Here is a 25,084-nt window from a genome sequence, read left to right as displayed (position 1 = left end):
TTTGACTTCTTTTGTCCTTTTCTTAAAGATAAGTTAAATAAAGCGTTTTCCAGAGATTCTTTTAGAAAATCGGTTGCTAAAAGGCCTAAAAATTGATAGAATAAGGATTGTCTAAAAAAATTAAGGAGAATCTATCAAATGGATTTTACATGGGCTATTAAATATGCCACTGAATTTTTGGGAACTGCCATTCTGATCATTCTTGGTAATGGTGCAGTTGCTAACGTTGAACTTAAAGGTACGAAAGGTCACCAAAGTGGCTGGCTCGTTATCGCGGTTGGTTACGGTATGGGGGTTATGATCCCAGCCTTGATGTTCGGTAATGTATCTGGGAACCACATCAACCCAGCCTTCACACTTGGACTTGCTGTGAGTGGACTTTTCCCTTGGGGACAAGTACCATATTATATCCTTGCGCAAGTTTTAGGAGCGATTTTTGGTCAAGCTATGGTTGTTGCAACTCACCGTCCTTACTACTTGAAAACAGAGAATTCTAATAACATTTTGGGTACTTTCTCAACGATTTCAAATGTTGATCACGGTACAAAAGAATCACGTTTCGCAGCAAGTGTAAATGGTTTTATCAATGAGTTTGTCGGTTCGTTTGTTCTGTTCTTTGCAGCCCTAGGAATGACTAAAAACTTTTTTGGTGCGGAAGTAATGCAATACATGAAGCAAATGGCAACGCAGGCTAATCAAACAGTTGACTTTTCTGAATTAGCTATTAAGGCTCAAATAGCACCACACACAGCAGCAGGTCTTTCAGTTGCTCATTTAGGACTTGGTTTCCTAGTAATGGCCTTGGTAACTTCACTCGGTGGACCTACTGGACCTGGTTTGAACCCAGCTCGTGACTTTGGACCACGTCTTCTTCATGAACTCCTTCCAAAATCAGTTCTTGGTCAACACAAGGGTGATTCAAAATGGTGGTATGCATGGGTTCCGGTTGTAGCTCCAATTGCAGCGGGAATTGCAGCAGTAGCACTATTCAAACTACTTTACCTATAAGAAACGAAACTGGGGAAACCCAGTTTTTTTCTTGGAAAATTTTCTAATTTAAACAAATATGGCTTGTAAAATATTCTAAAATCCTTTAAAATAAAAGAGTTGGAGGAACTTATGGATGTGAATGAGATTGTTCGGATCATTCCGACTTTGAAAGTTAATAATCGAAAATTAAATGAGATATTTTATATTGAAACTCTAGGAATGAAACCCTTACTAGAAGAGTCTGCCTTTCTTTCATTAGGCGACCAGACGGGTACGGAGAGATTGATTTTAGAAGAGGCTCCAAGCATGCGAACTCGCAGAGTTGAAGGACTTAAGAAGCTAGCTAGGCTCTTGATAAAGGTTGAGGATCCTTCCGAAATCGAGGCCCTTCTTTCTCAAATGAAGTCTCTTCCTCGCTTGTTTAAAGGAAGTCGTGGATATGCTTTTGAGATTGTTTCTCCTGAAGAGGATGTGATCCTTGTTCATGCAGAAAATGATATAAGAGATTTGGTTCCACTGGAAACTGTTCCTGAATTTTATTCAAATACAGGTATAAAATACTTGAGCCAATTTGAGGTTTCTATGGAGTTGCGTTTGCCTGAGGGGACAGAGAGCTTACTTGATCCTGAAGGAGTAGCGCAAGTAATCACTTTTACTAAAGGGCAAGGACTAGATTTGGCTGTTGAAAACAATGTCACTTGGGACTTGACGATGTTGAAATTTTTAGTAAGAAATTTTGATCTAACCAGTCTTCGTCAGAAATTTGAAAAGACAGGCTACTTTGTCCCTAAGTCTGAAAAATTCTTCCTGGGTAAAGATACCAATAACATTGAATTGTGGTTTGAAGAAGCATGAAGTTGGAAAAAATTCTAAGAAAAATAGAAAATCAAATCGAGGCAGGGATTTATCCCGGGGCCTCTTTTGCGTATTATAAGGATGGTGAATGGAAAGAGTCTTATCTAGGATTGAGTGATCCAGAACGGGGCTTGAAAACAGAGAGCGGTTTGGTTTATGATCTGGCTAGTGTGAGTAAAGTCGTGGGAGTAGGGACGGTTCTCATCTTCTTGTGGAAGCAGGGCAAATTCGATATTGATCGACCGGTAACGGATTTTTTACCGGAGTGTGATTACCCAGATATTACCATACGACAACTTCTGACCCATGCTACAGACCTGGACCCCTTTATTCCTAATCGGGACCTCTTGACTGCCCCTGAATTAAAAGAAGCCATGTTTCACCTCAACAGACGAAGTCAGTCTGCTTTCTTATACTCAGATGTTCACTTTTTACTCTTGGGCTTTGTTTTGGAAAAAATCTTTAACCAAGATTTAGATCAGATTATAGAAGAACAAGTTTTGAAACCATGGGGGATGACGGGAACCAAGTTTGGTCCCGTTGAGGCTGCTGTACCAACAGTGAGAGGAGTGGGGGCCGGAAAGGTTCACGATCCCAAAGCCCGTCTTTTAGGGAAGCACGCTGGAAGTGCTGGTTTGTTTTCGACTGTTAAGGATTTACAGATCTTTCTGGAACATTACTTGAAAGATGAGTTTGCTGTAGATTTGAGCCGAAATTTTTCTCCTTTAGATGATAAGGAGCGTTCCCTAGCCTGGAATCTGGAAGGAGCTTGGCTCGACCATACGGGTTATACAGGTACCTTTATTATGTGGAATCGGGAGAAGCAGGAAGCTGCCATCTTTCTGTCCAATCGAACGTATGAAAAGGATGAGCGTGCCCAGTGGATAGTTGACCGAAATCAAGTGATGGAAATGATTCGTCAAGAGGAGTAGGGAGAAGCATGTCAAAAACCGTAAAAGGAACTCTGTATACAGTAGTGGCAGGGATTGCTTGGGGTTTGTCTGGAACCAGTGGCCAATACCTGATGGCACACGGGATTTCTGCTCTAGTCTTGACCAATCTGCGGCTTATCATTGCAGGTTTGGCACTGGTAGTCTTATCCTATATGACTGCAAAGGATAAACTCTATGCTTTTTTAAAAGACAGAAAAAGTCTTTTATCTCTGCTGTTGTTTGCCTTGTTTGGACTTTTCTTAAACCAGTTTGCCTATCTTTCTGCCATTCAGGAAACCAATGCTGGCACGGCGACAGTTCTCCAGTATGTATGCCCCGTTGGGATCTTGGTTTATACTTGTATCAAGGACAAGGTGGCGCCTACTCTGGCTGAGATTATTTCGATTGGTTTAGCAATTGGAGGAACGTTTCTTATCGCGACGCATGGGGAACTTGACCAGTTGTCTGTCACACTTGCTGGACTTTTCTGGGGCCTCTTTTCTGCCCTAACCTATGCCCTCTATATTATCCTTCCCATCGCTTTGATTAAGAAATGGGGCAGTATTTCGGTGATTGGTGTCGGGATGGTTATTTCTGGTGTAGTGACTCTTCCCTTCACAGGAGTCTTACAGGCCAGCATACCGACTAGCTTAGATTTTCTCTTTGCATTTGCTGGGATTATCATCATCGGAACGGTTTTTGCCTATACAGCTTTTCTAAAAGGAGCTAGTCTGATAGGCCCTGTTAAGTCTAGTTTATTAGCTTCTATAGAGCCAATTTCAGCCGTTTTCTTTGCCTTTCTGATTATGGAGGAACAGTTTTATGCGATTGATTTTGTCGGTATGGCTATGATTTTACTAGCCGTGACCATTATTTCTTTGAAAGATTTACTGCTGGAAAATAAAGAGTAAGTAATAAAAAATCCACTCAATCGAGTGGATTTTTTGTGTATGGATGATTAGTCTTTATTTTCGTGTGGCAAAATCAAGTTCAAGATAATTCCTGTCATAGCTGATAGAGCAGTACCTGAAAGTGTAACTGGGCCGAGTTTGAGGATGGCTCCACCAAGTCCAAGTACCAACATGGCACTAGCGATGATGAGGTTACGCATTTGGCTGAAGTCAACGCGCTCTTTAATCAAAACTTTTAGCCCGTTACTGGCGATAACTCCGTAGAGAAGGATGGACATGCCACCAAGCACAGCACTTGGGATTGTTGAAATCAAGGCAGTGAATTTACCAAGGAAGCTAAGAGCAATGGCGATGAAGGCCGCGTTACGGATAACAGAGACAGAAGCGATACGAGTCATCCCGATAACCCCTGTATTTTCGCCGTAAGTCGTATTAGCTGGTCCACCGAGGAAGGCTGATACAGATGTCGCGATCCCGTCACCGAGAAGAGTACGGTGAAGTCCTGGTTCTTTCAGGAATTGACGGCCACAGATTTGGCTCAAAACTGTGTGGTCTCCGATGTGTTCTGAAATTGTTACGATAGCGATAGGCAAGATGGCGATTGTTTCAGGACCGAAGTATAAGTTGTACTCTTTAAAGGCTCCACCTGTACTAAATGGCAAGTAGAAACCAGGAATTTCAAACCAGTTGGCTTGAAGAACAGGAGTGAAGTCAACTAATCCAAGAACTAGGGCAAATAGGTATCCACCGATGATGGCAAAGAGGAAAGGAATGATACGGAGGAACCCTTTTCCTTTTGTATTGATAAAGGCTGCAATCAAGAACGTCACGACGGCTACAAGAGCATTTTTCCAGTTTCCATCTGCCACAAGTCCAGCATTCGTTACAGCAGAACCAGCAAGACCAAGACCGATAACGATGATCATAGGTCCGATAATGATTGGTGGCAAGAGTTTGTCAATCCATTTCGTACCAGCAAAGCGAATACTTGTTGCGACAATGACATAAATCAAACCAGTCAGGATAACCCCTGTTTGAGCAGCAGAGACGTCACCACCCATTTCTTTCATAGCAAGGGACATAGCTGTGATAAAGGCAAAGGATGATCCGAGATAGACTGGAACTCTAAAACCAGTTGCGATCATGTAGATGAGTGTTCCAACACCTGAAGCAAAAAGGGCAACAGATACAGGCATTCCCAAAATCAAGGGTACCAAGATGGTCGCACCAAACATGGCGAAAACGTGTTGGAAGCTGAGGAGGATACCTTTCCCAGCCGAAGGACGTTGGTCAACGTCTAGTAACAAGTCAACAGTTGATTCCTGTTTCATAAAAACCTCACTTTTGGGCATCAAAAAAGAGCCCATTATTTTACAGCAATAGGCCCTCAGAGTATGACTTCATTAAAAAGAGGATGATCTCATTCTCAAAGAATTTCATATATTTCTGCGTCTTCGTCACCTCACGGGATGACATTAAAAACCTTTGCTTGTGATAGTATAGCAGAAAAAAATGATTTTGTAAATCATTTTTTCCCGAGCCTAGAAATGTGAGAGCGAGGTTGATTTTGTAAATCATTTTTTCCCGAGCCCATAAATGCGAGAGAGAGGCAGATTTTGTAAATTGTTTTATGAACTTTAAACAAGGGCACACCATTGTTTAAAGCGGGCGTTTATTGGGCATGCCAGGCTTTCTTGGGTACTTGTTAGGCGTCTCCTTTTTCTTTTCGACCACAGTGATGTAGCGCGGATCTCCATTTGGTAGGGCATAGCTGAGGTTGTCCTCTACCTTGCTAAAGAGGAGGTTGAGAGCGTTCTTGGATTCCAGCAATTCCTCAGGCGCATTGCTGGCCTTAAGTGCCAATAGTTTTCCGCCGACTTTAAGGTAGGGAATGGTCAACTCAGATAAGACTTGCATACGGGCAACAGCACGAGCCGTCACTATATCAAACTGAGCACGGAAGTTCTTGTCTTGAGCAAAGTCTTCTGCCCGTCCATGGTAGAAGTGAACTCCGTCCAAATTCAGCTCCTGAGCCAATAGTTGGAGGAAGTTGATGCGCTTATTTAGCGAATCAATGATGGTCACATCTAACTGAGGATAGAGGATTTTCATAGGAAGACTAGGAAATCCTGCCCCAGCTCCGATATCAAGAAGTTTGATATTCTCATTTTGGATCAAGCCTTGTAGGATGGGTGCAATCGAATCATAAAAGTGTTTAAGGTAGACTTCTTCTTTGTCTGTAATAGCGGTCAGGTTAATCTTTTCATTCCATTCTACCAAGAGTTCAAAATAGCGTTCAAATTGGTTCTTTTGCTGGTCAGAAAGTGGAAGATTTTGCTCAGCGAGCAGGCTGTAAAATGTTTCTGGTTTCATAGTAGTTTCCTTCTCTAGTATCATCTTATTTTACCATATTCATTAAAATTTTGATATACTGGTAGTAATCTAAAAGCAGAAAGGAATAAGATTATGACTTGGATTATTCTTGGAGTTTTGGCTCTGATTGTTATTTTTGTGATTGTTAGCTATAACGGTTTGGTTAAAAATCGTATGCAAACCAAGGAGGCTTGGAGCCAGATCGATGTTCAGTTGAAGCGTCGTAATGATCTCCTCCCAAACTTGATTGAAACAGTCAAAGGCTATGCGAAATATGAAGGTTCTACCTTGGAAAAAGTGACAGAACTTCGTAGACAGGTAGCCACAGCAACTTCGCCAGCTGAAGCGATGAAGGCCAGTGATGCCCTTACCCGCCAGATTTCTGGTATCTTTGCAGTAGCAGAGAATTACCCAGACTTGAAAGCTAGCGCTAACTTTATCAAATTGCAAGAAGAGTTGACCAATACAGAAAATAAAATTTCTTACTCCCGCCAACTCTACAACAGTGTTGTCAGCAACTACAATGTAAAACTTGAAAGCTTTCCAAGTAACATCATCGCAGGACTATTTGGCTTTAAATCTGCAGACTTCCTTCAAACACCTGAAGAGGAAAAGGCAGTTCCTAAAGTTGACTTTAGCGGTTTAGGTGACTAAGATGTTGTTTGATCAAATTGCGAGCAATAAACGAAAAACTTGGATTTTATTGCTGGTTTTCTTCCTACTCTTGACCTTGGTTGGTTATGCGGTTGGTTATCTCTTCATGCGCTCAGGTCTTGGGGGTATGATAATTGCCTTGATTATCGGTCTTATCTACGCTCTGACCATGATCTTTCAATCAACAGAGATTGTCATGTCTATGAATGGGGCGCGTGAGGTTGATGAGCAAACAGCACCAGACCTCTACCATGTAGTGGAAGATATGGCCATGGTCGCTCAGATTCCCATGCCGCGTGTTTTCATCATTGAGGATTCTTCTTTAAATGCCTTTGCGACAGGATCCAACCCGCAGAATGCGGCAGTTGCGGCTACTTCGGGTCTCCTAGCCATCATGAATCGTGAGGAGCTAGAAGCGGTCATGGGTCATGAAGTCAGTCATATCCGAAACTACGATATCCGCATTTCGACCATTGCTGTCGCCCTTGCCAGTGCCATTACCCTTCTATCTAGTATGGCAGGACGGATGATGTGGTGGGGTGGCGCAGGTCGAAGACGGAGCGATAATGATCGTGATGGAAATGGTTTGGAGATTATCATGCTTGTTATCTCTCTCTTAGCCATTGTTCTAGCACCTCTCGCAGCAACCTTGGTACAACTAGCCATTTCCCGTCAGAGGGAATTTCTGGCGGATGCATCTAGTGTAGAGCTGACTCGCAATCCTCAAGGGATGATCAATGCTTTGCGCAAGTTGGACAATAGCGAGCCAATGCATCACCATGTAGATGATGCCAGCAGCGCTCTGTATATCAATGATCCCAAGAAAGGTGGCGGACTCCAAAAACTATTTTACACCCACCCACCTATCTCAGAACGAATTGAGCGTTTGAAACATATGTAGAAAAAATGGCTCTTTGTCAACTGTAGTGGGTTGAAGAAAAGCTAAAATAAGCTCCATAATATCCATAGGGGATTTACCCACTACAAATATTATAGAGCCGAAAAATATTTGAAGCAGGTAGATAGAAGAAATCACCTGCTTTTTTCTCGTCTTTTGAAAATGATGGACATTTTGAGGATAGTATAGTTGATGAGGGTTTTGACGTAGATAAAAACGTTCAGACACAGAGGATGATTGAGGCAGTGCGAGATGCACTATCAAAATTAAATGATGAAGAAAGAGAAATCATTGATAGACTTTATTTCAATGATGAAACTATTCGTTTGGTGGCTGAAATGAAAAAAATATCTCATCCAGCTCTCATAAAGAGAAGAAATAAGATATTGGAAAAGCTAAGAGAGTTGCTGAAAGAATTTAGATAGTAATGAGAAGAAGCGGGAAAAAAATTTTTGTCTGCTTCTTTTTAGATATTGCAATGTTTTAACTGTTATGCTATAATAATAACAGTTAAAACACAAATAACAGTAGGGGGTTGATGATGAATATACAGATAAATAATTCCAGTGATGAACCAATATATCTGCAAATAAAAAATCAAATTAAAGCACAAATCATTTCTGGAGATTTGAAAGTGGGAGAACAACTACCTTCGATAAGATTCTTAGCGAAAGAAATAAGAGTAAGTATGTTAACTGCAAAAAGAGCTTTTGATGAATTAGAGTTAGACGGGTTTATAAATTCGGTACAAGGAAAAGGTAATTTTGTTGCAGCACAAAATAAAGAACTAATTCGAGAAGAATACTTAAAGAAAATTGAATCGAAGCTTCAAGAAGTAGTTGAACTTTCAGAAATTGCAGATGTATCCAGTGATGAATTGATAAAAATGTTAAAGAGTTATGTGGAGGGTGAATATGAGTAAATATGCTATTGAAATTAAAGATTTAGTAAAAACATTTGACAGTTTTAAACTAGGACCGGTAAATCTTACTATTCCGAAAGGAACAATAGTTGGATATATCGGACAGAATGGAGCTGGTAAAAGTACAACTATAAAATTGTTACTTGGGCTTTTAAGAAAAGACTCTGGCGATATAAGACTTTTAGATGAGGAAAATCCTAATAGTGTTGAACTGAAAGATAAACTTGGAGTGGTATTTGATGATTTGTTAGTGCCGGAAGAAATGACATTAATCGATGTTGAAAAGTTTTGTCATAGAGTTTATTCAAAATGGGATAAAAAGCAGTTTTATGGATTCGTTGAAAAATTCAATTTACCACATAAAAAGATGATTAAAAACTATTCTCGTGGTATGAAAATGAAACTTTCAATGGCTGTTGCTTTATCTCACAATGCTGAACTTTTGATTTTAGATGAAGCAACAAGTGGGCTTGACCCAATTGTAAGAGAGGAAATCTTGGATTTGTTATTAGATTTTATGCAAGATGAAAATCATACAATTCTTATTTCTTCCCATATTTTATCTGACTTAGAAAAAGTGGCAGATTACATTGCTTTTATTCACAATGGAAAAATCTTATTTATGGAAACAAAAGATGAGTTAAAAGAAAACTACGGTATATGTACTTTATCCAATGAAGAAGTAAATAACATTGATGAAGAAGCCATTGTAGGAAGAAGAATACATTCTTTTGGGCAAGAGTTACTTGTTAAAAAGAGTCTTGTACCTGATGGTATCAAGTTACAAAAACCGTCAATTGAGGATATTATGATTTACTTTGTGAAAGGAGTGAGACAATAATGACATCATTAATTTTGAAAGATATAGCAACTTTAAAAAAGACATTATTATTAACGGTTACTATCAGTATTGCACTGGCTGTATATGGAATTTATGAAAATGAATTGTTTATGGTTCCGTTAATATGTGTAATGATTCCGCTCATACTTACTGCAATCGCCTTTGGCTATGATACAAAATCAAATTTCGAACAGTTTGCATTTTCGATGCCAATAAAAAAGAGCAGTTATGTGTTGAGCAAGCTTCTCTTTGCATTTGCCTTTGGTTTGGTCGGTTCATTCTGCATTTTTGTACTGTTGATGACAAAAAATCAAATGTCATTGGATAATATAGTGTTTATTGCTTTAATTACATTAGTTGCTAGTATACTTATGTCTGCCATTCAATTACCATTTATTCTTAAATATGGTGCTGAAAAGGGTAGACTCATTATGGTAATCACTTATTTCTTAATATTTGCTTTATCAACACTGTTAAAAGAAAAGTCGGATTTTCTTGCAGAACTAATGGAGATTTTTAGTAAAAATTCTATATCAATTATTTGCTTAGGAATTTTAGTTGTAAGCATATTAATCATAGGGCTTGCAGTAAAATTGTCCGTTATGATTATGGAGAAAAAAGAATACTAGTTATAAATTATTTAATTTGTAGTTAAGTGGCAGAGATGGAAAAACAATTTTTTCCTTAATTGTCAAGTCAAGTGCAACAAAGTTGTTCTTCTGATTAAGTTAGTATCTTTCAAGCTGTTTGAGTTAGCTCAAGCAGCCCAAAGAATCCAGAGTTCGCCTCTGGATTTTTCTATGTTCAAAAGTTATAAATCCTGTAAATCAACGACTTCAAAACCATGTTCTGTCAAACGATAGATGGCCCTACAGACCTCTTTTAAGAAACGTCTGTCATGTGACACAGTGACCAGACCACCTGGATAGGAGGCAAAGAGTTTTCTGATTTCAGGTTGAGAAGTGGGAGAAAAGTTTCGTGTAGGCTCATCCAGAAGGACAAAGTTTGGTTTGCGCAAGACTAAATCCAAAAGTAGAAGTTTACCCTGTTGACCGCCAGATAGGGAGCGGATTTGGTGCTGCATCTCTGGATAGCTGAAATTGAGACTGGCTAGGTGGGATTGGATTTTCTGTAGTTCCTCTTTTTCCCCAGTTTTGCTGAGATAGGCTACTGGAGATAGATCCAATTGCAGTTTTTTATGGTAATCTTGTGGCATAAAACCAAGAGAAATTTCTCTTTTGTTGCTTAGGAGTTGTTGTAACTTGCATAACAGAGTTGATTTCCCAACACCATTTGGCCCGATGATACCGATTTTATCTTGGCCACGGATCGTTAGTCGTAACTCCTGAGCTAAAATGCGCTTGCCAATGGACAAATTTTCTTTTTCCAGTTGGATTAAGACTTTAGAAGCCGGTAATGGTTGGACGTCTGAAAAGAAAAGTTGGATTTGTTCCTCGTCAAGTGGCTTTTGGGTCATGGACTGGACTTCCTTTTCAAAGCGTTTTTCTTGAGAGAGTACATTTTTCATCTTTTTAGCCAATAGGCGACCAGCAGTACTGTCTTTGGTAGCTCGAAGTGCAGTTTCTACATTTTGCTTAACTCGGCGATGTTTTTCTATGGTTTTGTCATAGGCTCTCTGGTCGTTAGCAGCTTGCTGACTTTGTCTGGCAAAACTAGCCTTTCTCTGCTCACTATAGCGATTATAGTCTAAATGCTCGACTAGCGTTTCCGCTTCTTTTCGATGCTTGACCAGTCGCAAGTGGACAATAGTATCTGCCATTTGAGAAAGAAAGTCTTCATCATGGGAAATGAAAATAACAGTTTGCCTAATCTTTCGAATCTGACCTTTTAGCCAATCAACCGTCTCAAGGTCTAGGTCATTTGAAGGTTCATCTAAAAATAGAATCTCAAAGGGTTTGGCTAATTCATGTATGAGCTGAATTTTCAAAGCCTCGCCCCCTGATAGACTGCCAATTTCTTGATCGCTAGCAAAACGGTCGCTATCAAAGTGCAACTCCTCCGCCAAACGATAAAGAATACTGTAGTCTAAATCAGCAGAATCCAAAAAGAAGTAGTCATGTAGAGTTTTCTTTTTCAGGTCCTCAGCTAGTTTTTGAGGAATGTAGGCCAGTGATTGAAGGTCAGACTGAATGTCGCCCTTGATAGTAAAATCAGGTAATGCTTCCCCCATTAAAGCTCGTAGTAAAGTCGATTTGCCATTTCCTTCTTCACCAATAATAGCAACCTTTTCCCCGTCTTGGATAGTCATGGTTAGGTCAGATACAAGATCTCGTAGATCTTTGTTTTGCGTGATGGTTAGATGATTGATTTTTATCATATTGTTACCCTTTCTAGAATGTCGATAGTGCATAACAAAAAGCTCTACTTTACCTAGTAGAGCCCAAAGTCACTGTCAAAACTCTATTATCCTCGTTGAAAAACTCGTCAAACTAGCTTGGAGTTGCCTAACCCAACCCAAGAGGAGAATAGCTTTCTAGTTTTTTGAATTTCAATGAGGACAAGATACTAGAAAATCTAGTATAAAAAGAGCACACAAAAAGAGACAAAAACAAGATCTACTAAATAAAGATTCTTTATTTGATAGACTTAGCTGTTCATGTCTCCCTTACCTCCGAGTATTAGTACCTCTATCCTATACTTTTCAGGAAATTTTGTCAATAGAAAACAGGAAATTCTAGTTTTTATACTCAATGAAAATCAAAGGGCAAACTAGGAAGCGATCCGAAGGCTATACTTGAGTACGGCAAGGCGAAGATGACGTGGTTTGAAGAGATTTTCGAAGAGTATCAGAATCCAAAAACAGGTCCATAGAGAGTCAGTACGTGTTTGACATGCTGGTAATGGAACTTGTCATAGTTGCGCCAAGCAGCACGAGCTTGATCGTTTAGTTTTAGGTTCCCTAGTCCAATCAGAAGACTGGTACGTTGGTAAAATTTCTCGAGGTCGATTAAGATACTGTTGTCCAGCTTTTCTGCTTTTTTTAGTTCCTTAAGAGTAGTGTTCAGTAGCTCTTGCAGTCGAAGATCATCGGCTGTTCCTTGTTTACAGCTTTGGTAGCTTTTATTTAACTCGGAAAGGAGTTGGTAAGCTTCAGTGATGAGTGCTTTGTCTTCCATATGAGCATCCTCCTTGCTCTGATGTATTCTTGCCTATAGTATAGCACTAAATAGAAAATATGTCATAGTAAATATGTTAAAAAATGAGGTTTTAATATCAAAGTTTGGAAAGCTGATTTATAGCCTTTTCATGGTATAATCAAGTGAGTACATCTTTATGGAGGAAATATGAAGTTAAATATTCAAGAAATTCGTAAGCAACCTGAAGGCCTGCATTTTGAACAAGCTTTAGACCTTGCCGCAGAGCTGCGTGCACGTAATCAAGAAATTTTAGATGTCAAAGATATCCTTGCTGTTGGGAAGGTGCAGTACGAAGACCGTCTGTATTTCTTAGACTATCAGTTGTCTTATACTATTGTTCTAGCTTCAAGTCGCAGTATGGAGCCAGTTGAGTTAGTTGAATCTTATCCAGTAACGGAAGTTTTCATGGAAGGAGCGACCAACCAACTGGACCAGGAAGTTCTAGACGATGACTTAGTTTTGCCTATCGAAAATGGGGAAATCGACCTTGCTGAGAGCGTAGCAGATAATATCTTGCTCAATATTCCAATCAAGGTCTTGACGGCAGAAGAAGAGGCTGGCCAAGGTTTTGTGTCAGGGAATGACTGGCAAATCATGACTGAGGAAGAATACCAGGCCCAACAAGCAGTCAAGAAAGAAGAAAATAGTCCTTTTGCAGGTTTACAAGGACTATTTAATGGAGACGAGTAGATGGTTTTATCCAAGAAACGTGCTCGTCATGTCATAGAGGAAATTATTGCCCTTTTTCCAGATGCTAAGCCTAGTCTTGATTTTACCAATCATTTTGAACTCTTGGTTGCAGTGATGTTGTCAGCCCAGACCACAGATGCCGCAGTAAATAAGGCCACACCAGGCCTCTTTGCAGCCTTTCCAACGCCTCAAGCCATGTCTGTCGCGACTGAAAGTGAAATTGCCTCACATATTTCCCGTCTAGGACTGTATCGAAATAAGGCTAAATTTCTTAAAAAATGTGCCCAACAGTTACTAGACGATTTTGATGGTCAAGTGCCTCAGACTAGAGAGGAATTAGAAAGTCTAGCTGGTGTTGGTCGTAAAACAGCAAATGTAGTACTGAGTGTGGGGTTTGGAATTCCTGCTTTTGCAGTGGACACCCATGTGGAGCGTATCTGTAAGCATCACGATATCGTTAAAAAATCAGCAACGCCACTTGAAGTAGAAAAACGTGTCATGGACGTCCTGCCACCAGAAGAGTGGTTAGCAGCCCACCAGGCCATGATTTACTTTGGACGAGCTATCTGTCATCCCAAAAATCCAGAATGTGACCACTATCCCCAATTATATGATTTTAGTAATGTTTAAGGGGGGCTCTGAAAAAGTTTTTGCTTGATTTTAAGGGTGCTTTGTGCTATAGTAAATGATAACTAAATAGTCCTTTAAACCTGTCCCGTGAGGCAGGCAAGGAGCGCGATAAAGTAGAAGGGTGAAGTCTATACTGTTTACAGTTGGGCTCGCTTGACTATACATTTCAAGTCTCCTTGCAGAAGGAGACTTTTCTTTTTGGAGGTTTGTCATGAAGACAAAAGAAGTTGTAGACGAATTGACTGTCAAACGAGCGATTACGCGAATTACTTATGAAATTATCGAGCGCAATAAAGATTTGAATAAGATTATCCTAGCTGGGATAAAAACGCGTGGTGTTTTCATCGCTCATCGTATCAAAGAACGCTTGGAGCAGTTGGAAAATATCACTGTTCCTGTTGTGGAATTGGACACCAAACCTTTCCGTGATGATGTTAAAAGCGGAGAAGATACTTCTTTGATTTCTGTTGATGTGACAGACCGTGAAGTTATCTTGGTGGATGATGTGCTTTATACAGGTCGTACCATCCGTGCTGCTATCGATAACATTGTCGGACATGGTCGTCCTGCGCGCGTGAGTCTTGCGGTGCTAGTAGATCGTGGACATAGAGAATTGCCAATCCGTCCAGATTACGTTGGGAAAAATATCCCAACCAGTCGTTCTGAAGAAATCATCGTAGAGATGACAGAACTTGATGGCCAAGACAGAGTTCTGATTACTGAAGAAGCTTAGAAAGCTGAAGGAGTAGCCATGTCAGAAAATCAACAAGCATTGAACCATGTGGTTTCCATGGAAGACCTCACTGTTGATCAAGTGATGAAATTGATCAAACGAGGGATTGAGTTTAAAAACGGAGCCCAGCTTCCTTATGAAGACCATCCGATTGTTTCCAATCTTTTCTTTGAGGATTCTACACGGACGCATAAATCCTTTGAAGTGGCAGAGATTAAGCTAGGGCTGGAGCGACTGGACTTTGATGTGAAGACCAGCTCAGTAAACAAGGGTGAGACACTGTATGACACAATCCTAACCTTGTCTGCGCTTGGTGTAGATGTCTGCGTGATTCGCCACCCAGAGGTCGATTATTACAAAGAATTGATTGCAAGTCCAACCATTACGACTTCCATTATCAATGGTGGAGATGGTTCAGGTCAACACCCTAGTCAGAGCCTGCTTGATTTGATGACCATTTATGAGGAATTTGGTCACTTTGAGGGTCTCAAGGTTGCTATTGCAGGTGACTTGGATCATTCACGTGTTGCCAAATCCAATATGCAAATTTTGAAACGCTTGGGTGCTGAACTTTTCTTTGCAGGACCTGAGGAATGGAGAAGTCAAGAGTTTGCGGACTATGGACAGTTTGTAACTATTGATGAGATTGTTGATCAGGTGGATGTTTTGATGTTACTACGAGTTCAACATGAACGCCATGATAGTGGTGCAGTCTTTTCAAAAGAAGACTACCATGCCCAACATGCTTTGACTCAAGAACGTTATGATCGTTTGAAAGAAACAGCAATCATTATGCATCCGGCTCCAGTCAATCGGGATGTGGAAATTGCTGACCACTTGGTTGAAGCACCAAAATCACGGATTGTCCAACAAATGACCAATGGAGTCTTTGTTCGAATGGCAATCTTAGAATCCGTACTGGCGAGTAGAAACGCCAACTAAAACACAGGACGTTAAAAGACGCCAGTGAGCGTCCACGAGAGGTGAAAATATGACAAAAAGACTTCTAGTATTAGAAGATGGCACAGTTTTTGAAGGCAAGGCCTTCGGAGCAGATATTGATGTAACAGGCGAAATCGTCTTTAACACAGGTATGACCGGCTACCAAGAGTCCATTACAGACCAGTCTTATAATGGACAAATCTTGACCTTTACTTATCCTTTGGTGGGAAATTATGGAATTAATCGTGATGATTACGAGTCCATTATTCCGACTTGTAAGGGAGTTGTCGTTTTTGAAGAAGCACGTCGAGCTAGCAACTGGCGCAACCAAATGACCTTGGATGAATTTTTGAAAGCCAAGAAAATTCCAGGGATTTCAGGAATTGATACGCGTGCACTTACCAAGATTATTCGTAAGCACGGTACTATGCGTGCAACCTTGACTCATGTTGGAGACAGTATGGACCATGTGACTGACCAGCTTCAAGCAACAGTCCTGCCGACAGACAATATCAAGCAGGTTTCTACTAAAACATCATATCCAGCTCCTGGAGTTGGTTTGAGCGTGGTGCTAGTGGATTTTGGTCTTAAGCACTCAATCCTACGTGAACTTTCCAAACGCAACTGTAACGTGACGGTTGTTCCTTATTCAACAACGGCAGAAGAAATTCTCCACCTAAATCCTGATGGAGTTATGTTGTCAAATGGTCCAGGTAACCCAGAAGATGTTCCAGAAGCACTGGACATGATTCGTGGTGTGCAAGGGAAAATTCCAATTTTCGGTATTTGTATGGGGCACCAACTTTTTGCTATGGCAAACGGGGCTAAGACTTACAAGATGAAATTTGGTCACCGCGGATTTAACCACGCGGTACGTGAGATTGCTACAGGACGCGTAGACTTTACCAGCCAAAACCATGGTTATGCAGTTAGCCGTGAGGACTTGCCAGAGCACTTGATTATTACTCACGAAGAAATCAATGATAAGTCAGTTGAAGGTGTACGTCACAGATACCAACCAGGTTTTTCTGTACAATTCCACCCAGATGCTGCTCCTGGTCCACACGACGCAAGCTACCTATTTGACGAATTTATCGAGATGATGGAAGCCTTTAAACAATCAAACTAAGAACGAGTAAAATCTCGTCGGAGAATTTATTTAATGGCAACCAGAGAGTTGCCGAATAGAAAGGAGAAGGGTGGTCCGTATTTGCTGAACTGAATACGGGCTACGGACGGCGCTAAAAAGATAGTTATTCCTAGAACTGATAGTTCTTCGTCATAACTCCTATTTTAGCTTTGTCCGCTTGACGCCCTTAATATCTTAAAAATGCCTAAACGTACTGATATTCAAAAAATTATGGTGATTGGTTCTGGTCCGATTATTATTGGTCAGGCTGCTGAGTTTGACTACGCTGGGACCCAGGCCTGCTTGTCTTTGAAAGAAGAAGGTTATGAAGTTGTCTTGGTAAACTCAAACCCTGCAACCATCATGACGGACAAGGAGATTGCGGACAAGGTCTACATCGAACCGATTACACTGGAGTTTGTGACACGTATTCTCCGTAAGGAACGCCCAGATGCTTTGCTTCCAACTCTTGGTGGTCAAACAGGGCTCAATATGGCCATGGAATTATCTAAAAACGGTATTCTAGATGAGCTTGGTGTCGAACTTCTGGGTACTAAATTATCGGCCATCGACCAAGCTGAGGACCGTGACCTCTTTAAACAATTGATGGAAGAGCTTGAGCAACCCATCCCTGAATCTGAAATTGTCAACACAGTAGAAGAAGCAGTTGCCTTTGCAGCGACAATTGGATACCCAGTCATTGTCCGTCCAGCCTTTACCCTAGGTGGTACTGGTGGTGGTATGTGTGCCAACGAGGAAGAACTACGTGAAATCGCTGAAAATGGGTTGAAATTGTCACCTGTTACCCAATGTTTGATTGAACGTTCAATCGCAGGTTTCAAAGAAATCGAGTACGAAGTCATGCGCGATTCAGCTGACAATGCCCTCGTTGTTTGTAACATGGAAAACTTTGACCCAGTGGGGATTCACACAGGGGATTCCATCGTATTCGCCCCTGCGCAAACCATGTCAGACTATGAAAACCAAATGCTACGTGACGCGAGCTTGAGCATTATCCGCGCTCTCAAGATTGAAGGTGGGTGTAACGTTCAGCTGGCCCTTGACCCCCATAGCTTCAAGTACTATGTTATCGAAGTAAACCCTCGTGTATCGCGTTCGTCAGCCCTTGCTTCTAAGGCGACGGGTTACCCAATCGCCAAATTGGCTGCCAAGATTGCGGTAGGGTTGACCTTGGATGAAGTGATTAACCCAGTTACAGGTTCAACCTATGCCATGTTTGAACCAGCCCTTGACTACGTAGTTGCCAAGATTCCACGTTTCCCATTCGACAAATTTGAAAAGGGTGAACGTCGTCTTGGTACCCAGATGAAGGCAACTGGGGAAGTTATGGCAATTGGTCGTAACATCGAGGAATCACTTCTTAAAGCTTGTCGTTCCCTTGAAATTGGGGTGCACCACAATGAAATGCCAGAGCTTTCATCTGTATCAGATGATGCCTTGATTGAAAAAGTTGTTAAGGCTCAAGATGACCGTCTCTTCTACGTATCAGAAGCTATTCGCCGTGGTTACACACCAGAAGAAATTGCTGAATTGACCAAGATTGATATCTTCTATTTGGATAAACTCTTGCATATCTTTGAAATCGAGCAAGAATTGGGTGCCCATCCACAAGATCTAGAAGTTTTGAAAACAGCTAAACTAAATGGCTTCTCAGATCGTAAGATTGCTGAACTATGGAAAACAACAGCTGACCAAGTTCGTCAACTTCGCTTGGAAAACAAGATTGTCCCAGTCTACAAGATGGTCGATACCTGTGCGGCAGAGTTCGACTCTGAAACACCATACTTCTATTCAACCTATGGCTGGGAAAATGAGTCTATCAAGTCTGATAAGGAATCTGTACTTGTCCTAGGTTCAGGTCCAATCCGGATCGGACAAGGGGTTGAGTTTGACTACGCAACAGTTCACTCTGTTAAGGCGATTCAGGCTGCTGGTTATGAAGCCATCATCATGAACTCAAACCCAGAGACCGTTTCTACGGACTTCTCTGTATCTGATAAGCTCTACTTTGAACCATTAACATTCGAAGATGTTATGAATGTCATTGATCTTGAGCAACCAAAAGGCGTTATCGTTCAGTTCGGTGGTCAAACAGCCATCAACCTTGCGGAGCCTTTGGCAAAAGCAGGTGTAACAATTCTGGGAACGCAAGTCGCTGACTTGGACCGAGCTGAAGACCGTGACCTCTTTGAACAAGCCCTTAAAGACTTGGATATTCCACAACCACCAGGACAAACAGCAACCAATGAAGAAGAAGCAGTACTTGCAGCTCGCAAGATTGGCTTCCCAGTCCTCGTTCGTCCATCTTATGTCTTGGGTGGACGCGCCATGGAAATCGTGGAAAACGAAGAAGATCTTCGTTCTTATATGCGTACAGCGGTTAAGGCTAGTCCTGACCATCCTGTCCTTGTAGATTCTTATATCGTTGGGCAAGAGTGTGAAGTTGATGCCATTTCAGACGGTGAAAATGTCCTTATTCCTGGTATCATGGAGCATATCGAACGTGCCGGTGTCCACTCAGGTGACTCAATGGCCGTTTACCCACCACAAACCTTGTCTCAAAAGGTGCAGGAAACCATCGCAGACTATACCAAACGCCTAGCAATCGGTCTTAATTGTCTTGGGATGATGAACATCCAGTTTGTCATCAAGGACGAAAAAGTCTATGTTATTGAGGTCAATCCACGTGCCAGCCGTACGGTGCCATTCCTTTCTAAGGTAACTAATATTCCTATGGCTCAGGTAGCGACTAAGCTCATTCTTGGTCAAAGTCTTGAAGAACTTGGCTACCAAGATGGCCTTTATCCAGAAAGCACTCGCGTTCATATCAAGGCGCCTGTCTTCTCTTTTACGAAACTAGCTAAGGTAGACAGCTTACTAGGTCCTGAAATGAAGTCAACAGGTGAAGTTATGGGTTCTGATACGACTCTTGAAAAAGCTTTGTACAAGGCTTTTGAAGCTTCTTATCTTCACTTGCCAACCTTTGGAAATGTGGTCTTTACCATCGCTGATGATGCCAAAGAAGAGGCCTTGGACTTGGCTCGTCGTTTCCAAAATATCGGTTATGGTATCCTCGCAACAGAGGGGACAGCAACCTTCTTTGCCAGTCATGGACTCGAAGCCCAACCTGTTGGTAAGATTGGTGACGATGAACAGGATATCCCAAGCTATGTCCGTAAAGGAAAAATCCAAGCGATCATCAATACTGTCGGAACCAAACGAACTGCTGACGAAGATGGTGAGCAAATCCGCCGTTCAGCCATTGAACACGGTGTGCCACTCTTTACAGCCCTAGATACTGCTAATGCCATGCTTAAGGTGCTAGAAAGTCGTAGTTTTGTCACAGAAGCGATCTAGTTGAGAAAGAATTTTCACAGTTTTAAAGCCAGCGTCAAAAAACGCTGGCTTTTACAATACTGATATTGCCTATTTCAACTATCATTTCTTTTATTAGGAATCATTCTAAAATGTGATATAATAAGGGTGAATTGGAAATAGGTAAACTATTTTCATCATTCTTTCAAAAAATATTCTATTAAGAAATATGTAAAGACAGATTAGAAAGTGGGAAATCCCTATGTCCTCTTATGAAAAAGTCTCTCTTTCTGAGATCAATCAATCTATTGAGACTCCAAATAACAATCATTTTTGGCAAAATCTAAAAGCATTCTTAGGACCTGGTGCACTTGTGGCAGTTGGCTACATGGATCCTGGAAATTGGATCACCAGTGTGGTTGGTGGTGCCTCCTACAAGTACAGCCTTTTATTTGTTATTTTAATTTCATCCATCATTGCTATGCAGCTACAACAGATGGCTGGAAAGCTCGGTATCGTGACTAAGATGGACCTAGCGCAGGCCACAGCTCATCATGCTCCCAAGTGGCTTCGCTATAGTTTGTGGGTGATTTTAGAATTAGCTTTAATGGCGACAGACTTGGCTGAGGTTCTAGGTTCAGCGATTGCCTTAAATCTTTTGTTTAAAATACCGATTATGATTGCTATCCTCTTAACCGTTTTAGATGTGTTTCTTTTGTTGTTGTTGATGAAATTTGGTTTCAAAAAAATTGAATCTATTGTTACGACCCTTATTTTAACCATATTAGCCATCTTTACCTATCTTGTGGCCTTATCCAATCCAAGTATCCAGGGGATCATTGGTGGTTATTTGCCAACTTCAACTTTATTTGAAACACCGTTACCGGGTCATGAAAGTCAATTGACCTTGGCTCTAGGGATTGTAGGAGCGACAGTCATGCCCCATAATCTCTATCTCCATTCCTCTCTATCCCAAACAAGGAAAATCAATCACAAAGATAAGAAGGATGTTCGAAAAGCAGTTCGCTTTATGACCTGGGATTCAAATCTTCAGTTGTCCCTAGCCTTTATTGTCAATTCCTTACTTCTCATTTTAGGTGCCTCCCTCTTTTTTGGTCATGCATCTGAAATTTCAGCTTTCTCCCAAATGTACAATGCTTTACAGGATTCGACAATAGCAGGAGCGATAGCCAGCTCAACCTTGTCAACTTTATTTGCTCTAGCCCTCTTAGCAAGTGGTCAAAATTCGACCATTACAGGCACTTTGACAGGACAGATTGTCATGGAAGGTTTCTTACATCTAAGATTGCCTCAGTGGCTTATCCGTATCGGTACCCGTATTTTTGCCTTGCTACCTGTGATTATAGTCGCCGTTTTATTTGGGTATCAAGAAAAAACCTTGGATCAGTTATTGGTCTATTCACAGGTCTTTCTTTCAATCGCTCTTCCGTTTTCAATTTTCCCCTTGATTTATCTAACCTCTAAAAAGTCACTGATGGGAGAATTCACCAATGCCAAGTGGAACACAATCCTAGGTTACGCAGTTTCCATTATCTTAACCATTCTCAATATCAAACTTCTTTTTGATATTTTTTAAACTTGTTCAAATTAGTTTTCGGTACTAGCTTGAAGCTTGATATTGAGATAATAGCAGTGGTTGGTTCATAAAAACATAAAAAGAAGTAAAAAAAAGAACAGTAGTAACTGTTCTTTTTATGATTATTTGAGACCGTATTTTTTGTTGAAACGATCCACGCGTCCATCTGCTTGAGTGAACTTTTGACGTCCAGTGTAGAATGGGTGTGAGTCTGATGAAATTTCCACACGGATCAATGGGTAAGTTTCGCCTTCAAACTCAACAGTTTCGTTAGAGCGTTTAGTTGAACCGCTAAGGAATTTGTAACCAGTAGTTGTGTCCATGAAGACAACTGGGCGATATTCTGGATGGATATCTTTTTTCATTTTGCAATATTTCCTTTCTGCCATGGTCTCTTTGCGAGCCATAGATTGTTACCTTACTAGTCTATCAGATTCTGATAAGTTTGGCAAGTATTTTATCAGTTTTTAAGCAAGTTTTTTAATTTTTGGTAGATGATTTCGTTTTCTTCTAGACTATAGGAATTGGCGCCACTAGCTAATGGATGTCCTCCTCCGTCGTGTTCTTTGGCAATTTCATTGATAGGGGTAATTTTACTGCGCATACGCACGCGGAAGTGGCCATCAGCTTGTTCAACAAAAATAGCCCAAGCCTTAACGGTATCAATTCGACCAGGTGATCCAACAATCGCTGCTGTTTCAGCATCCGTAATCTTATATTTTTCCAAGATGTCTTGAGTAAGCAGAACGCGTGCAGCCCCGTTTTCATCAACTTCTAAATGATCATAGACAAAGCCTTGCAGTTTTGCAATCTTGAAGCTCATGGTATCCATTTGACGAGACAATCCAGCAAAGTCAAAATCAATTTCTCGGAGCTGGCTAGCTATTCTAAAGGTACGGGCACTAGTTGAAGGGTAGAGAAAACGCCCTGTGTCTCCGACAATTCCTGCATAGAGAAGTCGTGCCGCTTCGCTAGACAAAGTTAGTTGGTTTTCTTGAGCAAATAGAGCAATCATCTCACTGGCACTGCTTGAACTTGTATCCACCCAAGATAGGTCACCATAGATATCATCATTTGGATGGTGATCGATTTTGATGGTGAAAGCAGCTTGTTCGTAGCGTTTATCATCGATACGAGGACGATTCGCTGTATCACAAATAATAGCAAGGGCTCCTTGGTAGTCACTATCTTGGACAGTATCCATTTCCGCCATCCAAGTTAGAGTTGGTTCGTTAAAACCGACTGCTTTGATAGTCTTTTCTGGAAAATGGTGTGTGAGAAGAGCTTTCAAGCCCACTTGACTCCCTAAAGCATCAGGATCTGGTTTCATATGACGATGAATGATAATGGTATCGTATTCTTTGATTTTTTCTAAAATTTGCTGGCAAATTTCCATAAATAACCTCAATTCTTTCTCATTTCATTGTAGCACAAGAATTTTTATTTTTAAAATGAAAAAGATGTGATATAATGGAGAAAGATAAATTGAGGAGGACGATATGGCATTAGCAAAAATTGTATTTGCCAGTATGACCGGTAATACCGAAGAAATTGCAGATATTGTAGCAGACAAATTACGTGACTTGGGCTTGGATGTCGACGTGGATGAATGTACAACTGTTGACGCTTCAGACTTCTTGGAGGCGGACATCGCAATCGTTGCGACCTATACTTACGGTGATGGAGAATTGCCAGATGAGATGATGGACTTCTACGAAGATCTAGCTGATCTCAACTTGAATGGTAAAATCTACGGAGTTGTTGGTTCAGGTGACACCTTCTACGACGAATTCTGTAAGGCTGTCGATGACTTTGATCGCGTTTTTGTAGCGACAGGAGCTGAAAAAGGTTCAGAGTGCGTTAAAGTAGACCTTTCTGCCGAAGAAGAAGACATCGAACGTTTGGAACAATTCGCAGAAGAATTGGCTGCAAAAGTAGGATAAGCATTAAAGTGCGCTGATTTAATAGGTCAGTGCGTTTTTCATTAGTTATTTGAGGATTTTACTAGCCTATTTGGTGGCTTTTTGATACAATAATTCAAATAAAGGAGGAGACTGTATGAACTTAGATATTATTCGCCAAGAAATTGATCAAATCGACGATCAAATCGTCAAGCTCCTGGAAGAAAGAATGCATTTAGTTGAAGGGGTTGTCGCTTATAAGAAAGCATCTGGTAAGCCAATCTTAGATTCTAAGAGAGAAGAAGTTATTTTTGAAAAAGTCAAAAATCGAGTAGAAGATAAGCGCTATCAGGAGACCATTGTTGCGACTTTTTCAGACATTCTCAAACGTTCGCGTGATTATCAGGATCAAAACATCAAATGAAAAAAGAACAATTCTATCCGCTAGGGATTTTTCTAGCTGCAATGGTGGGAGGCCTTGTCCGCTATCTCATTTCCACTTGGTTACCAGCCAGCCCAGGCTTTCCTTGGGGCACCCTCCTTGTCAACTATCTGGGCATTATCTGCCTGGTCTATCTGGTGAAAGGCTATCTGGTCTATAAGGGAACTAGTAAAGGCTTGGTTTTGGCGCTGGGTACAGGATTTTGTGGTGGGCTAACAACCTTTTCTAGTCTAATGCTTGATGCTGTGAAATTGCTCGATACCGGGCGTTATCTTAGTTTAGGCATCTACTTATTTTTGAGCATTGGTGGAGGTCTGCTCTTGGCTTATGTTCTAGGGAGGAAGAAATGGTAATCGTTTATCTTGCAATCGCCTGTGGGCTTGGAGCCCTGGTGCGTTATTTCTTTTCTAGCTACAATCAAGCTTCAAAAGTACCTCTAGGAACTCTTATAGCCAATCTTCTCGGTTGTTTTTTGATTGGCTTACTCTACAATCATGTGGAGTCTAAGGAAGTTTATGCTATCCTAGCGACAGGTTTTTGTGGTGGGTTGACGACCTTTTCAACCTTGAATGACGAGCTGCAAAGACTATTAAGTGACAAGAAGGTATTTTATAGCTATTTTCTCTTAACATATCTAGGCGGTTTTCTAGCGATTTTTTTAGGAATTCTGCTATAAATTTCTTTACTTTTAGGTGGAAATTTGGTAAACTGTATCTTGTGTGTAATGGACGCACAAAAATACAGTTTATCCGCTGAGGAAGATTCCTCAAGATTGACAAAGATAGGAGAATAAAATGAATCCATTAATCCAAAGCTTGACTGAAGGTCAACTTCGTACAGATATCCCATCATTCCGTCCTGGTGACACTGTTCGTGTACACGCGAAAGTTGTCGAAGGAAACCGTGAACGTATCCAGATTTTTGAAGGTGTTGTTATCGCACGTAAAGGTGCTGGCATCTCAGAAAACTACACAGTTCGTAAAATCTCTAACGGTGTAGGTGTTGAGCGTATCTTCCCAATCCACACTCCACGTGTTGAAAAGATTGAAGTTGTTCGTTACGGTAAAGTACGTCGTGCGAAATTGTACTACTTGCGTGCTCTTCAAGGTAAAGCAGCTCGTATCAAAGAAATCCGTCGTTAATTCGACTA

The 25,084-nt window shown here is 41.0% G+C and carries 27 protein-coding genes and 1 pseudogene; 22 read left to right on the top strand and 6 right to left on the bottom strand.

The genetic code is table 11. The features are described 5' to 3' along the window. Nucleotides 1-138: 138 nt before the first annotated feature. From gla to HMPREF9189_RS07550, 4 genes are all read left to right on the top strand, one after another. Complete coding sequence (gene gla / locus HMPREF9189_RS07565; protein WP_000348106.1) at nucleotides 139-1,008, top strand: aquaglyceroporin Gla; 870 nt, start codon at nucleotides 139-141, stop codon at nucleotides 1,006-1,008. Between the two features lie 111 nt (nucleotides 1,009-1,119). Continuing rightward, nucleotides 1,120-1,845, top strand: coding sequence for a CppA N-terminal domain-containing protein (locus tag HMPREF9189_RS07560; RefSeq protein ID WP_000382985.1), 726 nt, complete (start codon nucleotides 1,120-1,122; stop codon nucleotides 1,843-1,845). After that, entirely contained in the window at nucleotides 1,842-2,777 is a 936-nt protein-coding gene (locus tag HMPREF9189_RS07555) for a serine hydrolase domain-containing protein (RefSeq protein WP_000764159.1), read from the top strand. The genes HMPREF9189_RS07560 and HMPREF9189_RS07555 overlap by 4 nt, the downstream gene beginning before the upstream one ends. Nucleotides 2,778-2,785: 8 nt before the next feature. Then, nucleotides 2,786-3,688: a DMT family transporter gene (locus tag HMPREF9189_RS07550; RefSeq protein WP_000048007.1), complete on the top strand. Its 903-nt coding sequence runs from the start codon at nucleotides 2,786-2,788 to the stop codon at nucleotides 3,686-3,688. 47 nt (nucleotides 3,689-3,735) lie between these two features. Here the strand turns inward: HMPREF9189_RS07550 and HMPREF9189_RS07545 are convergent, their stop codons facing one another. Beyond that, on the bottom strand, nucleotides 3,736-5,019 hold the full coding sequence (locus tag HMPREF9189_RS07545) for a uracil-xanthine permease family protein (RefSeq protein ID WP_000808284.1): 1,284 nt from the start codon (nucleotides 5,017-5,019) through the stop codon (nucleotides 3,736-3,738). 328 nt (nucleotides 5,020-5,347) lie between these two features. Further along, nucleotides 5,348-6,061 carry a 16S rRNA (guanine(527)-N(7))-methyltransferase RsmG gene (gene rsmG / locus HMPREF9189_RS07535; protein ID WP_000801950.1) on the bottom strand — a complete coding sequence of 238 codons (714 nt, stop codon included), beginning with the start codon at nucleotides 6,059-6,061 and terminating at the stop codon, nucleotides 5,348-5,350. 93 nt (nucleotides 6,062-6,154) lie between these two features. On the opposite strand from rsmG, the gene HMPREF9189_RS07530 reads away from it, so the two are divergent. The 6 genes and pseudogenes from HMPREF9189_RS07530 (at nucleotide 6,155) to HMPREF9189_RS07505 (ending at nucleotide 10,005) form a co-directional block, all read left to right on the top strand. Next, nucleotides 6,155-6,715, top strand: coding sequence for a LemA family protein (locus tag HMPREF9189_RS07530; protein ID WP_000219842.1), 561 nt, complete (start codon nucleotides 6,155-6,157; stop codon nucleotides 6,713-6,715). 1 nt (nucleotide 6,716) lies between these two features. Then, the gene (htpX, locus tag HMPREF9189_RS07525) at nucleotides 6,717-7,616 is read left to right on the top strand and encodes a zinc metalloprotease HtpX (protein WP_000895762.1); all 900 of its coding nucleotides are present in this window, start codon (nucleotides 6,717-6,719) and stop codon (nucleotides 7,614-7,616) included. 60 nt (nucleotides 7,617-7,676) lie between these two features. Beyond that, nucleotides 7,677-8,038, top strand: a pseudogene (locus HMPREF9189_RS07520) (RNA polymerase sigma factor). Nucleotides 8,039-8,154: 116 nt separating this feature from the next. Beyond that, nucleotides 8,155-8,535, top strand: a complete 381-nt coding sequence (locus HMPREF9189_RS07515; RefSeq protein ID WP_001025497.1) for a GntR family transcriptional regulator — start codon at nucleotides 8,155-8,157, stop codon at nucleotides 8,533-8,535. Beyond that, complete coding sequence (locus HMPREF9189_RS07510) at nucleotides 8,528-9,376, top strand: ABC transporter ATP-binding protein (protein WP_000049613.1); 849 nt, start codon at nucleotides 8,528-8,530, stop codon at nucleotides 9,374-9,376. Before HMPREF9189_RS07515 ends, HMPREF9189_RS07510 begins: the two co-directional genes overlap by 8 nt. Further along, nucleotides 9,376-10,005, top strand: coding sequence for an ABC-2 transporter permease (locus HMPREF9189_RS07505; protein WP_000202416.1), 630 nt, complete (start codon nucleotides 9,376-9,378; stop codon nucleotides 10,003-10,005). The genes HMPREF9189_RS07510 and HMPREF9189_RS07505 overlap by 1 nt, the downstream gene beginning before the upstream one ends. A gap of 182 nt (nucleotides 10,006-10,187) precedes the next feature. On the opposite strand, the gene HMPREF9189_RS07500 is transcribed toward HMPREF9189_RS07505, so the two are convergent. Both HMPREF9189_RS07500 and HMPREF9189_RS07495 read right to left on the bottom strand, forming a co-directional pair. Further along, a complete protein-coding gene (locus HMPREF9189_RS07500; RefSeq protein WP_025168518.1) occupies nucleotides 10,188-11,747 on the bottom strand; it encodes an ATP-binding cassette domain-containing protein in 1,560 nt (519 codons plus the stop codon). 436 nt (nucleotides 11,748-12,183) lie between these two features. Next, nucleotides 12,184-12,513, bottom strand: coding sequence for a hypothetical protein (locus HMPREF9189_RS07495; protein ID WP_000389550.1), 330 nt, complete (start codon nucleotides 12,511-12,513; stop codon nucleotides 12,184-12,186). A 168-nt stretch (nucleotides 12,514-12,681) separates the two neighbouring features. Here HMPREF9189_RS07495 and HMPREF9189_RS07490 point away from each other — a divergent pair, with 168 nt between their 5' ends. From HMPREF9189_RS07490 to HMPREF9189_RS07460, 7 genes are all read left to right on the top strand, one after another. Next, a complete protein-coding gene (locus HMPREF9189_RS07490; RefSeq protein ID WP_000773196.1) occupies nucleotides 12,682-13,224 on the top strand; it encodes a DUF177 domain-containing protein in 543 nt (180 codons plus the stop codon). Then, nucleotides 13,225-13,854: an endonuclease III gene (gene nth / locus HMPREF9189_RS07485; protein ID WP_000244435.1), complete on the top strand. Its 630-nt coding sequence runs from the start codon at nucleotides 13,225-13,227 to the stop codon at nucleotides 13,852-13,854. A 211-nt stretch (nucleotides 13,855-14,065) separates the two neighbouring features. After that, nucleotides 14,066-14,587: a bifunctional pyr operon transcriptional regulator/uracil phosphoribosyltransferase PyrR gene (gene pyrR / locus HMPREF9189_RS07480; protein ID WP_000850018.1), complete on the top strand. Its 522-nt coding sequence runs from the start codon at nucleotides 14,066-14,068 to the stop codon at nucleotides 14,585-14,587. Nucleotides 14,588-14,605: 18 nt separating this feature from the next. Next, entirely contained in the window at nucleotides 14,606-15,529 is a 924-nt protein-coding gene (locus tag HMPREF9189_RS07475; RefSeq protein WP_001293826.1) for an aspartate carbamoyltransferase catalytic subunit, read from the top strand. A gap of 49 nt (nucleotides 15,530-15,578) precedes the next feature. Continuing rightward, a complete protein-coding gene (locus HMPREF9189_RS07470) occupies nucleotides 15,579-16,658 on the top strand; it encodes a carbamoyl phosphate synthase small subunit (RefSeq protein WP_000166848.1) in 1,080 nt (359 codons plus the stop codon). Nucleotides 16,659-16,859: 201 nt separating this feature from the next. Continuing rightward, on the top strand, nucleotides 16,860-20,036 hold the full coding sequence (gene carB / locus HMPREF9189_RS07465) for a carbamoyl-phosphate synthase large subunit (RefSeq protein WP_001126422.1): 3,177 nt from the start codon (nucleotides 16,860-16,862) through the stop codon (nucleotides 20,034-20,036). A 220-nt stretch (nucleotides 20,037-20,256) separates the two neighbouring features. After that, nucleotides 20,257-21,591: an Nramp family divalent metal transporter gene (locus tag HMPREF9189_RS07460; RefSeq protein ID WP_000100447.1), complete on the top strand. Its 1,335-nt coding sequence runs from the start codon at nucleotides 20,257-20,259 to the stop codon at nucleotides 21,589-21,591. 122 nt (nucleotides 21,592-21,713) lie between these two features. On the opposite strand, the gene HMPREF9189_RS07455 is transcribed toward HMPREF9189_RS07460, so the two are convergent. Continuing rightward, entirely contained in the window at nucleotides 21,714-21,956 is a 243-nt protein-coding gene (locus tag HMPREF9189_RS07455) for a type B 50S ribosomal protein L31 (protein ID WP_000710762.1), read from the bottom strand. A gap of 95 nt (nucleotides 21,957-22,051) precedes the next feature. After that, on the bottom strand, nucleotides 22,052-22,987 hold the full coding sequence (locus tag HMPREF9189_RS07450; protein WP_000401787.1) for a bifunctional oligoribonuclease/PAP phosphatase NrnA: 936 nt from the start codon (nucleotides 22,985-22,987) through the stop codon (nucleotides 22,052-22,054). A gap of 103 nt (nucleotides 22,988-23,090) precedes the next feature. On the opposite strand from HMPREF9189_RS07450, the gene HMPREF9189_RS07445 reads away from it, so the two are divergent. The 5 genes from HMPREF9189_RS07445 to rplS all read left to right on the top strand — a co-directional run bounded on the left by HMPREF9189_RS07445 (nucleotide 23,091) and on the right by rplS (nucleotide 25,076). Continuing rightward, the gene (locus tag HMPREF9189_RS07445; RefSeq protein ID WP_001162125.1) at nucleotides 23,091-23,534 is read left to right on the top strand and encodes a flavodoxin; all 444 of its coding nucleotides are present in this window, start codon (nucleotides 23,091-23,093) and stop codon (nucleotides 23,532-23,534) included. 115 nt (nucleotides 23,535-23,649) lie between these two features. Beyond that, the gene (locus HMPREF9189_RS07440; RefSeq protein WP_001046954.1) at nucleotides 23,650-23,916 is read left to right on the top strand and encodes a chorismate mutase; all 267 of its coding nucleotides are present in this window, start codon (nucleotides 23,650-23,652) and stop codon (nucleotides 23,914-23,916) included. Then, complete coding sequence (crcB, locus tag HMPREF9189_RS07435) at nucleotides 23,913-24,287, top strand: fluoride efflux transporter CrcB (protein ID WP_000712112.1); 375 nt, start codon at nucleotides 23,913-23,915, stop codon at nucleotides 24,285-24,287. Before HMPREF9189_RS07440 ends, crcB (HMPREF9189_RS07435) begins: the two co-directional genes overlap by 4 nt. Next, on the top strand, nucleotides 24,281-24,610 hold the full coding sequence (gene crcB / locus HMPREF9189_RS07430) for a fluoride efflux transporter CrcB (RefSeq protein ID WP_000237419.1): 330 nt from the start codon (nucleotides 24,281-24,283) through the stop codon (nucleotides 24,608-24,610). The genes crcB (HMPREF9189_RS07435) and crcB (HMPREF9189_RS07430) overlap by 7 nt, the downstream gene beginning before the upstream one ends. 118 nt (nucleotides 24,611-24,728) lie before the next feature. Further along, nucleotides 24,729-25,076, top strand: coding sequence for a 50S ribosomal protein L19 (gene rplS / locus HMPREF9189_RS07425; RefSeq protein WP_001068669.1), 348 nt, complete (start codon nucleotides 24,729-24,731; stop codon nucleotides 25,074-25,076). Nucleotides 25,077-25,084: the final 8 nt, after the last annotated feature.

Source organism: Streptococcus sp. oral taxon 071 str. 73H25AP (genome assembly GCF_000146755.1).
GTDB classification, from domain to species: Bacteria; Bacillota; Bacilli; order Lactobacillales; family Streptococcaceae; genus Streptococcus; species Streptococcus oralis_T.
Note: the sequence above shows the minus strand (reverse complement) of the source record. Positions and strands in the feature narration are given on the sequence as shown.

What these genes read in the sequence shown, in the direction of transcription:
- gla (WP_000348106.1), top strand. Translation starts at nt 139, where the DNA reads ATGGATTTTACATGGGCTATTAAATATGCCACTGAATTTTTGGGAACT.
- HMPREF9189_RS07560 (WP_000382985.1), top strand. Translation starts at nt 1,120, where the DNA reads ATGGATGTGAATGAGATTGTTCGGATCATTCCGACTTTGAAAGTTAAT.
- HMPREF9189_RS07555 (WP_000764159.1), top strand. Translation starts at nt 1,842, where the DNA reads ATGAAGTTGGAAAAAATTCTAAGAAAAATAGAAAATCAAATCGAGGCA.
- HMPREF9189_RS07550 (WP_000048007.1), top strand. Translation starts at nt 2,786, where the DNA reads ATGTCAAAAACCGTAAAAGGAACTCTGTATACAGTAGTGGCAGGGATT.
- HMPREF9189_RS07545 (WP_000808284.1), bottom strand. Translation starts at nt 5,019, where the DNA reads ATGAAACAGGAATCAACTGTTGACTTGTTACTAGACGTTGACCAACGT.
- rsmG (WP_000801950.1), bottom strand. Translation starts at nt 6,061, where the DNA reads ATGAAACCAGAAACATTTTACAGCCTGCTCGCTGAGCAAAATCTTCCA.
- HMPREF9189_RS07530 (WP_000219842.1), top strand. Translation starts at nt 6,155, where the DNA reads ATGACTTGGATTATTCTTGGAGTTTTGGCTCTGATTGTTATTTTTGTG.
- htpX (WP_000895762.1), top strand. Translation starts at nt 6,717, where the DNA reads ATGTTGTTTGATCAAATTGCGAGCAATAAACGAAAAACTTGGATTTTA.
- HMPREF9189_RS07515 (WP_001025497.1), top strand. Translation starts at nt 8,155, where the DNA reads ATGAATATACAGATAAATAATTCCAGTGATGAACCAATATATCTGCAA.
- HMPREF9189_RS07510 (WP_000049613.1), top strand. Translation starts at nt 8,528, where the DNA reads ATGAGTAAATATGCTATTGAAATTAAAGATTTAGTAAAAACATTTGAC.
- HMPREF9189_RS07505 (WP_000202416.1), top strand. Translation starts at nt 9,376, where the DNA reads ATGACATCATTAATTTTGAAAGATATAGCAACTTTAAAAAAGACATTA.
- HMPREF9189_RS07500 (WP_025168518.1), bottom strand. Translation starts at nt 11,747, where the DNA reads ATGCACTATCGACATTCTAGAAAGGGTAACAATATGATAAAAATCAAT.
- HMPREF9189_RS07495 (WP_000389550.1), bottom strand. Translation starts at nt 12,513, where the DNA reads ATGGAAGACAAAGCACTCATCACTGAAGCTTACCAACTCCTTTCCGAG.
- HMPREF9189_RS07490 (WP_000773196.1), top strand. Translation starts at nt 12,682, where the DNA reads ATGAAGTTAAATATTCAAGAAATTCGTAAGCAACCTGAAGGCCTGCAT.
- nth (WP_000244435.1), top strand. Translation starts at nt 13,225, where the DNA reads ATGGTTTTATCCAAGAAACGTGCTCGTCATGTCATAGAGGAAATTATT.
- pyrR (WP_000850018.1), top strand. Translation starts at nt 14,066, where the DNA reads ATGAAGACAAAAGAAGTTGTAGACGAATTGACTGTCAAACGAGCGATT.
- HMPREF9189_RS07475 (WP_001293826.1), top strand. Translation starts at nt 14,606, where the DNA reads ATGTCAGAAAATCAACAAGCATTGAACCATGTGGTTTCCATGGAAGAC.
- HMPREF9189_RS07470 (WP_000166848.1), top strand. Translation starts at nt 15,579, where the DNA reads ATGACAAAAAGACTTCTAGTATTAGAAGATGGCACAGTTTTTGAAGGC.
- carB (WP_001126422.1), top strand. Translation starts at nt 16,860, where the DNA reads ATGCCTAAACGTACTGATATTCAAAAAATTATGGTGATTGGTTCTGGT.
- HMPREF9189_RS07460 (WP_000100447.1), top strand. Translation starts at nt 20,257, where the DNA reads ATGTCCTCTTATGAAAAAGTCTCTCTTTCTGAGATCAATCAATCTATT.
- HMPREF9189_RS07455 (WP_000710762.1), bottom strand. Translation starts at nt 21,956, where the DNA reads ATGAAAAAAGATATCCATCCAGAATATCGCCCAGTTGTCTTCATGGAC.
- HMPREF9189_RS07450 (WP_000401787.1), bottom strand. Translation starts at nt 22,987, where the DNA reads ATGGAAATTTGCCAGCAAATTTTAGAAAAAATCAAAGAATACGATACC.
- HMPREF9189_RS07445 (WP_001162125.1), top strand. Translation starts at nt 23,091, where the DNA reads ATGGCATTAGCAAAAATTGTATTTGCCAGTATGACCGGTAATACCGAA.
- HMPREF9189_RS07440 (WP_001046954.1), top strand. Translation starts at nt 23,650, where the DNA reads ATGAACTTAGATATTATTCGCCAAGAAATTGATCAAATCGACGATCAA.
- crcB (WP_000712112.1), top strand. Translation starts at nt 23,913, where the DNA reads ATGAAAAAAGAACAATTCTATCCGCTAGGGATTTTTCTAGCTGCAATG.
- crcB (WP_000237419.1), top strand. Translation starts at nt 24,281, where the DNA reads ATGGTAATCGTTTATCTTGCAATCGCCTGTGGGCTTGGAGCCCTGGTG.
- rplS (WP_001068669.1), top strand. Translation starts at nt 24,729, where the DNA reads ATGAATCCATTAATCCAAAGCTTGACTGAAGGTCAACTTCGTACAGAT.